An 11,769-nucleotide genomic window follows, 5' to 3' on the forward strand; every position below is an offset into this window, starting at 1 on the left:
TTCGAGACCTGGCTCGCCTCGGCCGCCGCCGGAGGAAAAGCCGGAGGACGAGCTCTTAGGCGGCTCGGGGATGGTGGAGGCGATGGTCGAGGCCATGGAGCTCGTGAAGCCGCCGATGCGGCCACCGAAATCGCCGGGATGGCTGCCGTGATACCAGGCCGGCTGGTAGCTTGCGGCAGCCGCTCCGGCGGCGGCCGAGGCGAGCCAGGTCTCGAAGGTGCGCGTCCAGGGTTTTTCCACGCCGAGCGCCACCGCATAGGGCAGCAATGTCTCGAAATGCTGCGGTGACATCTTTGGCGCTCCCTGCATGTTGAGCCGGTCCTTCTCGGCCAGCGTCAGGTAGGTGCGCAGGCCCTCGATGCCGTCCATCAGCTTGCGGCCGGTGGGGGTTGGTGCGCCCATCAGGACGAAGAACAACCCGTTGAGCAGCACGATGCCGCCGACGCCGACCAGCGCCGGCAATTGATGGATCTCGGAAAAGTCGATGAAGATCGCCAGAAGCGTGAAGGCCGCCATGCCGAGCGCGACGAAACCGATGATCGCCAGGCCGATGATCGAGATGATGCGTACGACCAGCGGCGCACCCCGCCGCGCGCCCTTTCCGAGCCGGACGGCGAAGATCGCGAGAAAGATGCCGATCATGATCGGGGCGAACATCAGGCCGATCGTGTCTTCGGTCAGCGAGCCGAAGATCAGCAGGGCGGCGAGCGAGGCGACGCTGAGCGCGACACCGCCGAAAATATAGCCGGTATTGGCCTGATAGTACTTGCCGCGATGTTCCTTCTCGATCGCCTTGCGGAACTTGGTTCCGACCGACTGAACCCGCTTGCCGTTCGCCTTGTCGATGGTGAGACTGTCGCCTGGCTCACCGAGCGCGGCGATCAGGCTCGCCTGCCCGGCGGGCAGCTTCCCGCTAACCGGCTTTTCCGTGCGGTGGACCGTGATCGAGCGTTCCAGATCGTCGAGCACGACATAGCCCTTGACCGCGAGATCGATCAGCGAGGCTGACAGCGCCGTCCAGCCCTCGCCGGAAAAGCCTTTGTTGTCGATATAGTTGACCAGCGCCGGCGAGATGCCGTCGGGTGCATCCCAGCGCGGCACCATGACGCCCGCTTCCGGGTCGCGGCCGACCGCGATCCAGGAGCGCAGGTAGTAGAGGAAGACGAGGCCGAGGCCGCCCAGCCCTAAAATGGAGTTGATATTGTCGCGCAGCCACCACCAAGTGGCCCGCTCGCTCGAGGGAGCAGAGACGGCGCCCTTCGGCAGGCCGACAACGATGGTCAAGCCGTTGCCGATGCCAAGCCGCTCGGTCGTCTCGAAATAAGCTCCGTCAGGTGTCTGCTGATAACGGGCATTGGTTTCCGTCGAGCCCTGATAGCCGGTGTAGTAGGCCGTCTGGGTCGGTCTTACGCCATTCGGCAGGACAACATTGGCGGAGGCTTCGAGGATCGGAAACCGCCAGCCATTGCCGGTGACGTTCCAGTAGAGTTCGTCATGGTCGTCGAAATAGCGGATCTGCCGACCGGTCTTATAGGTGATGGTATAAGTGTAGTCGCCCGGATCGAGCAGGACCTCGGCGGAACCGGCATAGATGCGAATACCGCCTGAAATGCTCTCGGTGTGATAGTCCTCGGGCTCGCCGTCGCGCTCGACCGAAACGAGATCGAAATCGACCTCGATGCGCCGACCTTCCGCGTCTTCGGCATAGAGCGGAAAGTCGCGGAAGATGCCGCGCTTGATTTCCTGGCCCTCGGCGCGAACGGTGATCGTTTCGGTCACGCTGAGCGTCGCATCCGGCGCGACCACGATGTCGGCGTGATAGTCGCGGATGACCTCCGCAGCCGAAGCCTGCCCGGCCGCAGCAAGAAGGACGAGGACTGCTGTCAGGAGGCCGAGCATCTTGTTCATCTTGGCTATCCTTGGCTGAACCGGACACCGAGCGAGGCCAGCGCATCCCAGTAGCCGGGATAGGTCTTGGCGACGCAGCCGGGGTCGAGAATGGTGATGTCGTGGATCTTAAGGCCTGCCAACGCAAAGCTCATGGCGATGCGATGATCGGCGAACGTGTCGATCTCGGCGGCAAGGCTCTGGCCGGCAAGCGAGGGATCTGAATGGACGATCAGATCTTCGCCCTCCTCGACCGCAAGGCCGGGGCGGATATTGTTGAGCCCGGTCGACAGCGCGCGGATACGGTCGCATTCCTTGACCCGCAGATTGGCGATGCCGACGAAGCGCACCGGCGTCTCGTTGAAGGCGGCGAGCACGGCAATCGTCGGGATGGCGTCCTGCATCTGCGAGCCGTCGATGACGGCCGGCATGTGCGGAAAAGCGGCGATGACGTCGTGGGCCTTGGCATCCGGCTGGGTGAACTGGTCGGAGGGCGTGCCGATGTCGATCGCGCCGCCGGTCAGGACCTCGGCGCCCCAGAGATAGGTGGCGGCCGAGGCGTCGGGCTCGATGTGGAAGTCGGTCGCGGTGTAGCCGGTGGGCTCGATCTGCCAGGAGGCGGCCGTCGGCTGGGAGACCTTGGCGCCGAAGGCCCGCATGGCGGCGAGCGTCAGGTCGATATAGCCGCGCGCGCCGATATCGGCGCCGGCAAGCTCGATCGTGAAGGGCTCCGACCCGCAGGCTGCGGCCATCTGCAGCGCCGAAACATATTGGCTGGACAAGCCGGCATCGATCACGACCCGGTTGCTCTTGAACACGCCCGTCGCATCAATGGTCACCGGCGGGCAGCCGGTCGGCGCCTCGATCGTCACGCCGAGCGATTTGAGGGCCTCGACCAGCGGCTTGATCGGCCGCTTGCGCATATGCTCGTCGCCATCCACCACGTAACGGCCATGACCAAGCGCCAGCGCGGCTGTGAGAAAGCGCGTGGCGGTTCCGGCATTGCCGAGGAAGAGCGGCGCTGCGGGGGGCTTGAGTTCACCCGTGCCGGTGACGATGAAGGTGGTGGCGTCGGGCTCTTCCACGGTCACGCCCATGGCCCGCAGGGCCTCCGCCATATAACGGGTGTCGTCGCTTTTCAGCGCACCGGTCAACCGGCTCGTTCCTTTGGCCAGGCCGGCTAGAAGCAGGGCGCGATTGGTGATCGATTTGGAACCCGGCGGGCTGACGCGCCCGGAAAGCGGACGGCCCGGCGGAAGGATGGTCAGTTTTTCGGTTTTCATGCTGTGTCTCGAAGCGGACGGAACGCGACCGCGCTTAGAATTTCACCGTGGGGACCGCACGATCGGCGTCGTTGGCGATCTCGAAATAGCCGGCCTTGGAAAAACCGAACTGGCTGGCGACGAGGTTGGACGGGAAGCTGTCGACCTTCACGTTCAGGTCGCGCGCTGCACCGTTATAGTAGCGTCGCGACATCTGGATTTCGCCTTCGATCGCATCGAGCGAACGATGCAGTTCCATGAAGTTCTCGTTGGCCTTGAGTTCCGGATAGGCTTCTGCCAGAGCGACGATCCTGCCGAGCGCCTGGCCGAGAAGCCCTTCCGCCGCCGCCCGGCCTGCGACATCGCCGGCCGGCACGGCCTGGGCGCGGTTCCTCAGTTCGACCACTTCCTCGAAGGTCGATTTCTCGTGGGCGGCATAGCCCTTCACGGTCTCAATGAGGTTGGGGATGAGGTCGGCGCGGCGCTTCAGCTGGACATCGATGCCGGACCAGGCTTCCTCGGTCATCTGCCTGGATTTGACCAGGCCGTTGTAGACCATCACGGCATAGAGGGCGACGATAACGAGAACAGCAAGCGTGATATACATGGCAATGCTCCGGCCGATGCTAGGATAGGCGGACCTTAGGCGTTCGCTTAAGGAAAGTCATCAGCGGATCATGGGGCCGCAGTACCTTCCTCGGGGGGTGATGTCGGCCCCTCGGCTTCGGCAAGCTCGCGCAAGGCGAGTTCCTGTCCGGGCAAGACCAGGTGCATATAGGCATGGGTCAGCATCAGCAGGACCAGATGGGCGATAGCGCCGAACGCGGCGATCTGCATCAGCCTCTGGCTGGCGGCCGGATCGGAGAAGCCATCGAGCGGCGCGGCGCTGACGATCCGCCAAAGGCCAAGGACAAGCACGCCGGAGAGGACCATGCCGGTCGGATACCATGGAAAGGCCGGGGGGGGCCGCTCCTCCTGGCCGGCGGAAAACGCCTCGATGTCCTTGAGGGTAAAGATCGTCACCCACAGATTGGCGATCGGTACGAGGAAGCCCAGGACTGCCACCCAAGGGGTATAGCGGACACTGTCCCGCCGTATGGCACGCGCCAGCTTCACGGAGAGCCAGATCCAGCGCAGGAAGAACAGGATGGTGAGGAGCTGGAGTAGGGCCAGGCAGAGGTCGAAGGGGCCCGAGACGGCGAGCACCATCTGGAAGAGCGGGCTCTCGGCACCGGTACGGAAGGCGGAGCCGGTCTTTTCGACCACATAGCTGACGAAGGCGAGATAGAGATAGAACCCTGCCGTCAGGGCCAGCATGGCGCCGCTCGCGCAGGCCGTCACGGTCCAGGCGCGGCGAGCCCATGCCAGGCCGCCGGCCAGGGACTTCGCCGGAATGATCCGGCTTTGGCTCATGCGGCCTTGCCGAAATTCACCCCGCCGGCATCGGTCAGCAGGAAGGCTTCGCCGCAGGCCTTGGCCAGGGTGCGGACACGCAGGATATAGCTCTGCCGCTCGGTGACGGAAATGACGCCGCGGGCGTCCAGGAGGTTGAAGACGTGGGAGGCCTTGATGCACTGGTCATAGGCCGGGAAGACGCATTTGTGCAGGCGCTGGTTGTCGTTCTCGCCAGGAGCGCCGGCCGAAAGCAGCGCCTGACATTCCTTCTCGGCGTCGATGAAATGCCGGTGCAGCATTTCGGTATTGGCGAATTCGAAATTGTGCCGCGAATATTCCTGCTCGGCCTGCAGGAAGACCTCGCCATAGGAGATCTTCTCCTCGCCCTCGCGACCGTTGAAGTTGAGGTCGTAGACGTTGTCGACGCCCTGGACATACATGGCCAGCCGCTCGAGGCCATAGGTCAGCTCGCCTGCGACCGGCGAGCATTCGATGCCGCAAACCTGCTGGAAGTAGGTGAACTGCGAGACTTCCATGCCGTCGCACCAGCACTCCCAGCCAAGGCCCCAGGCGCCCAGCGTCGGGCTTTCCCAATCGTCCTCGACGAAGCGGATATCGTGCAGTAGCGGGTCGAGGCCGATCGCGGCGAGCGAGCCGAGATAGAGCTCCTGCAGGTTCGACGGGTTCGGCTTCAGGATGACCTGATACTGGTAGTAATGCTGAAGACGGTTCGGGTTTTCGCCGTAGCGGCCATCGGACGGGCGGCGGGACGGCTGGACATAGGCGGCCTTCCACGGCTTGGGGCCGAGCGCGCGCAGCGTGGTCGCCGGGTGGAAGGTACCGGCGCCCACTTCCATGTCATAGGGCTGGAGAACGGCGCAGCCCTTGTCGGCCCAATAGTTGTGCAGCGTCAGGATCAGGGCCTGGAACGAGCGCTTGGGGTCCATATGCGGGGCGAGGCTGGTCTCGGTCATGGGATCTGTCGTCCGGAACTTGTCTTCGAGGATGGTCCGTCTGGTGCCATGCCGGGGGCGGACGGTCAAGTCATGCGTGACGGATGCGCTCTTGCCGCGACATTGTTTGCAGCAAGGACAAATGCTATTTTTGTTCTCGCTGCGGGAGAGCCCCATGACCATCAAGACCACGATCGCCCTTTCGGAAGACCATTTGCGCTACGCTGCAAAGCTGGTGGCGGAAGGACAGTATCCGTCGATCTCCAGTGTGATCGAGGCGGGCCTCGAGCAGATGAGGGCCGCCGAGAGCGAACAGGATCCAGTTTCCGCGATGGCTGACGAGATCAACCGCCGGATGGAACTGCCGCGCGACCAGTGGATTTCGATGGAGGGCGATACGATGTTCGACGATATCGAAGCCTATATTCAAACAAAGCTCGCCAAGGGTTAGCTGTGCGTTACAAGGTCGATCGTCACCCTCTTGTGCGACGCGACCTGATGGAGATTACACGTCTGGTCGGCGATTATGCTGGATATGACGTATCTCGAAGCAAGATGGCCGAGTTCAGACAAGCGACCAGACAGTTCGAAGATTTTCCCCACATCGGCACTTTGCGCCGCGACATTCGTCCAAATCTGCGCGCCATCCCCGCCCGCGGGCAAGGGCGTCATCTGCTTCACCGTCGACGACGATCACCGAACCGTGCTGATCATTGCGATCACCTATGGCGGAGCCGACTGGTCAAGCCGCGTGGCGGAGCGGAATTAGGAGCCGCGCTCGCTCCTGCTTTGGCCTTCTCAGACGAACGGATTGACGATCTGCGGACCTCGATCGATGGTCAAGCCATGTTGCATGTCCTCAGTGAGGAAAATGTCGCAACCGGCCCGACAGGCCGCTGCCAGCATGAGACTGTCATAGAGAGAGAGACTATATCGTTCAACGATATCCAGTGCGAGGCCGTGCGTGTCGCGGTCCAGAGAAAGCACCTCCTCCGCGAGGAGGCAGATATCACTGATCGCCGAACGCACATCGGCGACGGTCATTCCGAGCTTGCGGAGGGCAACATTGCTGAACTCGTTCAGTGCTTGCGTCGACAGAATGAACGGCTTCGCGAGACATTCCTGCGCTTTCACCGCGCGCGGGTCGTCGGTGAAGGCGTAGATCAGGATGTTCGTGTCGAGGAGCGGCGGCTTCATTTCCGTCGCTCGTTGGCCGCCTCCCGATCAAATTTCCAGTCGGCAGGCAGTTTGATCTTCGAACCGCGGATGCGCGCGAGCGCCTGCTCACGGCTGTCATCGCGTTCGATGTCGAATGTCCTGTCATCGCTCACACGAACATTGATCTCATCGCCGGCCTTTAGATCGAGAGCTTCGGCCACTGCCGACGGTATGCGGATGGCGAGGCTGTTACCCCATTTAGCGACCTGCATCAGGACCTCCAGGATAAACCCGCAACAATGTATATCATTGCGGCCTGGCGGACAACGAGATCCTCACTCCTCCTCCTCGCGCTTCACCCGATACTCTCCGGTCACCTCGTCCTTGACCAGCGTGCCCATGGCGCCGGTTTGGCGCTCCCTCTCGGCAGCCTTCGATTTCGCCTGAAGCTTCTCGGCATCGGACACGAAGCGGCGATAGAGGAAATAGGCGCCGCCGATCAGAATGACGAAAAAGATGATCCGCGACATGTTTCCTCACGCTGTCAGAGCCCGTAACGGCTCCACAATGCCTTTTCTTCCAGCGTCTCGGCAAGCCCCGACACGGCGGCTGCCGCCATCTGCTCCATGCCGGCGCCTTTTGCGCCGACGCCGGGCAGCTTGCGTCCGAAGAAATCCTTGGCGCCCGAGACCAGTTCCAGCTTGGCATCCCCGCCATAGCGCTTCTTGATCTCCGCGCGCATGTCGCCGAGACTGTCGACGAGGCCGAGTTCGAGGCCGCGCCGGCCGGTCCAGAACAGGCCGGAAAAAATGTCCGCATGGTCGGCCAGCGCGCTGCCGCGACGGGACTTCACCATGTCGATGAAGATCTCATGGATCTCGACCTGCAGCGACTTCAGATAGTCGATGTCGCTTTCCTTCTCCGGCTGGAACGGATCAAGGATCACCTTGTTTTCGCCGGCGGTATAGACGCGGCGCTCGACGCCGATCTTCTTCAAGAGTTCTGGGAAGCCGAAGCCGCCGGAGACGACGCCGATCGAGCCGACGATCGAGGTGGCATCGGCGAAGATTTCGTCTCCCGCCAAGGCGATCATGTAACCGCCGGAAGCCGCGACATCCTCGACGAAGACCAGAACGCGCTTGTTCTTTTCCTCGGCCAGCGCCCGGATGCGGTCGAAAATCATCCGCGACTGTACCGGGGAGCCGCCGGGCGAATTAATCGACAACACGACGGCGGGGCTGCCCTTCTTTGAAAATGCCTTCTCCAGTGCCGGTGCGACGCTTGCCAGGTTGAGTTGCTGCTTGAAACGGCTGCCGCCGCTCATGATCGCGCCGTGCAGGCGCACGACCGGGATCACCAGCCCGTCATTGCGGAACCGCTTCGGTACCAAACGCTTGAGAACACCGGCCATTCACATCTCCTGCTGCATCTTCCTGGAACGCTGATGTATGTATTGCGCGCGCAAACACAATGGCCTGACGCAGATCTGCGTGCGGTAGCGGCCTCAAGCCCTTGCGCTGCGGCGCAATAGAGCATAGCCTTCTTGCGAATTATTCGCATTAAAAAACCAGAGCAGCAAGCCGGACCATGATTGACGCGCAGGACGAAGACAAGAACCTTCCCGGCTGGACCAGCGAGCGCGGGGAGCCGAGCCTGTCGGACGTGCATGCGTCAATATCGGCCAAGACCAGCAGCCCCTACTGGCGCCGCGCAATCGCCTTCCTGGGGCCGGGCTATCTTGTCGCCGTCGGCTACATGGATCCTGGCAATTGGGCCACCTCGCTCGCCGGCGGCTCGCGTTTCGGCTACGCCCTTCTGGTCACCATCCTGATCTCAAGCGTCATGGCCATTCTCCTGCAGTCCCTGGCCGCACGGCTTGCGATCGCCTCGGGACGAGACCTCGCGCAGGCCTGCCGCGATGCCTATCCAAGACCGGTCAGCATAGTTCTCTGGCTGCTGGCGGAGATCGCCATCGTCGCCACCGACATCGCCGAAGTGATCGGTACCGCGATCGGCATACAGTTGATCTTTGGCATACCGCTGGAGATCGGCGTCCTCATCACGGCGGCGGATGTTTTCATAATCCTCTTGTTGCAGCGCCTTGGTTTCAGATGGGTCGAGGCCTTCGTGATCACGCTGACCGTCATCATCGCGGCAAGCTTTGCCATCCAGCTTATGCTCGCAGATCCCGACTGGGGCGGCGTCGCTACAGGCTTCCTGCCGTCAACCCAGATCTTCCTGGACCCCGAAATGCTCTATATCGCTATAGGCATCATCGGTGCGACGGTCATGCCCCACAATCTCTACCTTCATTCGGGCATCGTCCAGACCCGGCAGATTCACTCCAGCGTCAAGGCCAAGCGCGAGGCGCTCACCTTCGCGACCTTCGATTCCACCCTGGCCTTGTTCTTCGCTTTTCTGGTCAACGCCTCGATCCTCATCCTCGCCGCCGCTGCCTTCCATGGACGCGGCCATCAGAGTGTCGCCGAGCTCGGCGATGCGCATGCGCTGCTTTCGCCTTTGCTCGGCAGCACGGTGGCGCCGATACTGTTCGGCGTGGCACTCCTATGCAGCGGCCTGAATTCGACGGCGACGGCGACGCTGGCGGGGCAGATCGTCATGGAAGGCTTCGTCAACCTGCGGGTCAGTCCGTGGATCCGGCGGCTCATCACGCGCGGGCTTGCCATCATTCCAGCCGCCATCGTCACGATCTGGTTTGGTGAGAGAGGGACCGCCGAGTTGCTGATTCTCAGCCAGGTCGTTCTCAGCCTTCAACTGCCCTTCGCCGTCATCCCCCTGGTGACGATGACCGCCAGCCGCGCAAAGATGGGCGTACTGGTCTCGCCTCGCTGGCTGTCCGGCCTGGCCACTTTGATCGCCGTCGTCATCATCCTGCTCAACATGAAACTCGTCATCGACTTCATCACCGCATGAGGCACAAAGTCGCGCCAAGTTACTTCCGTCGATAGGCAAGGCGGCCGTTATTCAGATCATCGACGAAGGCCGAAAACTTGTGGCTTTCCGGATCGTCGTGCATCAGCAGCGGGGAACGGAGGTTGAGCCTTGCGCGCGAGCCCTTGATCGCCGTCACAAGGATGCGCACCGCATTCTCGCCCGACCGGGGATAAACCGGCGTCATCTCGAGCCCGCCAAAGCGGCGGCCGCAGGCATCGATGATCTCTCCGATCGATTGCGGACGGGCGATGAGCGACAATTGCCCACCCGGCACCATGATGGCGCCGGCCGTGCGGATCCAGCTGTCGAACAGTCCTTCGGTCATTGCATGGGCCTCGGCCTTCAGCGCATCCGGGGTCCTGCGATCACCGGCATCGTTGAAGGGCGGATTCATGATCACATGGTCGAACACATCATCGGCAAGGCCGGCGGCGACGCGGGCCCGGCCCGTCAATGTGACGTCCGCCTCGACAAGGGACACGCGCCGCGCAAGTGCTGCATTTTCTTGAAGCGCCAGGCTTTTGGCCGCATAGGCGATCATCTCGGGCGAGCGCTCGACCAGGGTGACTTCCGCCTTTTCCAGCCGGGCGGCAACCGCCAGGCCGGCGGCGCCGGCGCCGGCGCCGAGATCTGCGACACTGACGCGGCCCGTGGCGTCGACCAGCGAGGCCAGCAACATGGCATCCATGCCTGCGCGATGCCCCCTGCCCTTGGGCTGGACCAGGTGGAAGCGACCACGGTGAAAGGCGTCGACGGTTTCAATGGCGGGATCGGCGGCGGGCACGGATCAGTCCTCGATATCGCGCAGTTCGTCGCCCAGGCCCGCGTCGGTGAGGATGCGGCGCGCCTCCTCCGCCCGGTCACTTTCGACCAGCAGGCGGCGCGGCAGCATGCCGAGCGAGCCTTCGAGAATGCTCATCGCCTGATCGGCGATCATGCAGGAAATCCCGGCGTCTTTCATCAGGCTTTGGGCAAAGGACAGGAGAACGGCATCGTTGGTGCGGATAATCTCGTGCATTGCGCCTCAAAACCCTCGCTAAAAAGGCCTAGGCGGCCGATTCGGGCTTGCCCATCATGCGACCGCTTTTTATTGTCGCGCCGAGAATGCAATAGGAGTCCGGTGCGTTGGGCGTAGTCATACCGCTTGAGGAAAGCAAAAACAAACAGGCATCCATCCAGCCTCTGGTGGACCTGACCAAGCCGGGCATGGAAAGGGTCAACCAGCTCATCCTTTCGAAGGCCGGCTCCGACGTGCAGATGATCCCGGAAGTGGCCAATCACCTGATCTCGTCCGGCGGCAAGCGGCTTCGCCCGATGCTGACGCTCGCGTCTGCGGCGCTGTTCGACTATCGCGGCGAAGGCGACGTGAAACTGGCGACCAGCGTCGAGTTCATGCACACCGCGACCCTGCTGCACGACGACGTGGTCGACGAGAGCGATCTTCGGCGCGGCAAGTCGACCGCCCGGATGATCTGGGGCAACCAGGCGAGCGTTCTGGTCGGTGACTTCCTGCTCGGCCAGGCCTTCCGCATGATGGTCGAGGTCGGATCGCTGGAAGCGCTCGACGTGCTCTCGGCCGCCGCCTCGGTGATCGCGGAGGGCGAAGTGCTGCAGCTTTCGGTCGCCAAGAACATGGAGACGACCGAGGACGACTATCTTTCGGTGATCCGCGCCAAGACGGCAGCGCTGTTTGCCGCCGCGGCCGAAGTCGGGCCGATTATCGCCGGCGCCGACAAGGCCGGCCGAAATGCGCTGAAATCCTACGGCATGAACCTTGGCCTTGCCTTCCAGCTGGTCGACGATGCGCTCGACTACGGCGGCAAGGCGGCCGATCTGGGCAAGAATGTCGGCGACGATTTTCGCGAAGGCAAGATCACCCTTCCCGTCATCCTCGCCTATCGGCGCGGCACGAAGGAAGAGCGTGAATTCTGGCGCGATGCGATCGAGAAGGGACAGAACGACGATGCGCGGCTGGAAAAGGCGCTCGGCCTGATCACCAAATACGGGGCGCTCAACGATACGATCGCCCGCGCCCTGCATTACGGCACGATTGCTCGCGACGCACTGGCACCCCTGCCGGAGACGGAATGGAAGTCGGCGCTGATGGATGTCATCGACTTCTGCATCGCCCGCGTCAACTGAGACGGGCGGGGTGTCTC

At 62.7% G+C, this 11,769-nt stretch carries 15 protein-coding genes; 4 read left to right on the top strand and 11 right to left on the bottom strand.

Features of this window, described 5'->3' with window-relative positions; translation table 11 throughout:
* The 5 genes from DYZ14_RS14240 to DYZ14_RS14260 form a co-directional block, all read right to left on the bottom strand.
* The coding region (locus tag DYZ14_RS14240) for a DUF2207 domain-containing protein (protein WP_154721293.1) at positions 1–1,908 on the bottom strand (1,908 nt) is incomplete at its 3' end.
* A 5-nt stretch (positions 1,909–1,913) separates the two neighbouring features.
* Positions 1,914–3,170: a 3-phosphoshikimate 1-carboxyvinyltransferase gene (locus DYZ14_RS14245; RefSeq protein ID WP_154721294.1), complete on the bottom strand. Its 1,257-nt coding sequence runs from the start codon at positions 3,168–3,170 to the stop codon at positions 1,914–1,916.
* Between the two features lie 34 nt (positions 3,171–3,204).
* Positions 3,205–3,756: a LemA family protein gene (locus tag DYZ14_RS14250; protein ID WP_154721295.1), complete on the bottom strand. Its 552-nt coding sequence runs from the start codon at positions 3,754–3,756 to the stop codon at positions 3,205–3,207.
* A 68-nt stretch (positions 3,757–3,824) separates the two neighbouring features.
* The gene (locus tag DYZ14_RS14255) at positions 3,825–4,562 is read right to left on the bottom strand and encodes a DUF4328 domain-containing protein (protein WP_154721296.1); all 738 of its coding nucleotides are present in this window, start codon (positions 4,560–4,562) and stop codon (positions 3,825–3,827) included.
* Positions 4,559–5,491, bottom strand: coding sequence for a glycine--tRNA ligase subunit alpha (locus DYZ14_RS14260; protein WP_115671590.1), 933 nt, complete (start codon positions 5,489–5,491; stop codon positions 4,559–4,561). Before DYZ14_RS14260 ends, DYZ14_RS14255 begins: the two co-directional genes overlap by 4 nt.
* Positions 5,492–5,672: 181 nt before the next feature.
* Here DYZ14_RS14260 and DYZ14_RS14265 point away from each other — a divergent pair, with 181 nt between their 5' ends.
* Together DYZ14_RS14265 and DYZ14_RS14270 are read left to right on the top strand one after the other, a co-directional pair.
* Complete coding sequence (locus tag DYZ14_RS14265; protein WP_154721297.1) at positions 5,673–5,948, top strand: hypothetical protein; 276 nt, start codon at positions 5,673–5,675, stop codon at positions 5,946–5,948.
* A gap of 84 nt (positions 5,949–6,032) precedes the next feature.
* Positions 6,033–6,266, top strand: coding sequence for a hypothetical protein (locus DYZ14_RS14270; RefSeq protein WP_210209294.1), 234 nt, complete (start codon positions 6,033–6,035; stop codon positions 6,264–6,266).
* 29 nt (positions 6,267–6,295) lie between these two features.
* Here DYZ14_RS14270 and DYZ14_RS14275 read toward each other — a convergent pair whose 3' ends face one another.
* The 4 genes from DYZ14_RS14275 to DYZ14_RS14290 form a co-directional block, all read right to left on the bottom strand.
* Entirely contained in the window at positions 6,296–6,694 is a 399-nt protein-coding gene (locus DYZ14_RS14275) for a PIN domain-containing protein (protein WP_154721298.1), read from the bottom strand.
* Positions 6,691–6,927 (bottom strand): AbrB/MazE/SpoVT family DNA-binding domain-containing protein, encoded by a 237-nt coding sequence (locus DYZ14_RS14280; RefSeq protein WP_154721299.1) that lies wholly within the window; start codon positions 6,925–6,927, stop codon positions 6,691–6,693. Before DYZ14_RS14280 ends, DYZ14_RS14275 begins: the two co-directional genes overlap by 4 nt.
* Before the next feature lie 63 nt (positions 6,928–6,990).
* Positions 6,991–7,185, bottom strand: coding sequence for a hypothetical protein (locus DYZ14_RS14285; protein WP_154721300.1), 195 nt, complete (start codon positions 7,183–7,185; stop codon positions 6,991–6,993).
* A 14-nt stretch (positions 7,186–7,199) separates the two neighbouring features.
* Positions 7,200–8,066 (bottom strand): S49 family peptidase, encoded by an 867-nt coding sequence (locus DYZ14_RS14290; protein ID WP_154721301.1) that lies wholly within the window; start codon positions 8,064–8,066, stop codon positions 7,200–7,202.
* A 176-nt stretch (positions 8,067–8,242) separates the two neighbouring features.
* On the opposite strand from DYZ14_RS14290, the gene DYZ14_RS14295 reads away from it, so the two are divergent.
* On the top strand, positions 8,243–9,589 hold the full coding sequence (locus DYZ14_RS14295) for an Nramp family divalent metal transporter (RefSeq protein ID WP_154721302.1): 1,347 nt from the start codon (positions 8,243–8,245) through the stop codon (positions 9,587–9,589).
* 19 nt (positions 9,590–9,608) lie between these two features.
* Here DYZ14_RS14295 and DYZ14_RS14300 read toward each other — a convergent pair whose 3' ends face one another.
* Together DYZ14_RS14300 and DYZ14_RS14305 are read right to left on the bottom strand one after the other, a co-directional pair.
* Positions 9,609–10,394: a tRNA1(Val) (adenine(37)-N6)-methyltransferase gene (locus tag DYZ14_RS14300; RefSeq protein WP_232365551.1), complete on the bottom strand. Its 786-nt coding sequence runs from the start codon at positions 10,392–10,394 to the stop codon at positions 9,609–9,611.
* Between the two features lie 3 nt (positions 10,395–10,397).
* Positions 10,398–10,628 carry a putative signal transducing protein gene (locus DYZ14_RS14305; RefSeq protein WP_115671493.1) on the bottom strand — a complete coding sequence of 77 codons (231 nt, stop codon included), beginning with the start codon at positions 10,626–10,628 and terminating at the stop codon, positions 10,398–10,400.
* A gap of 107 nt (positions 10,629–10,735) precedes the next feature.
* On the opposite strand from DYZ14_RS14305, the gene DYZ14_RS14310 reads away from it, so the two are divergent.
* Positions 10,736–11,752, top strand: coding sequence for a polyprenyl synthetase family protein (locus tag DYZ14_RS14310; RefSeq protein ID WP_154721303.1), 1,017 nt, complete (start codon positions 10,736–10,738; stop codon positions 11,750–11,752).
* Positions 11,753–11,769: the final 17 nt, after the last annotated feature.

The sequence above is a fragment of the Ciceribacter sp. T2.26MG-112.2 genome (assembly GCF_900492205.1).
GTDB classification, from domain to species: Bacteria; Pseudomonadota; Alphaproteobacteria; order Rhizobiales; family Rhizobiaceae; genus Allorhizobium; species Allorhizobium naphthalenivorans_A.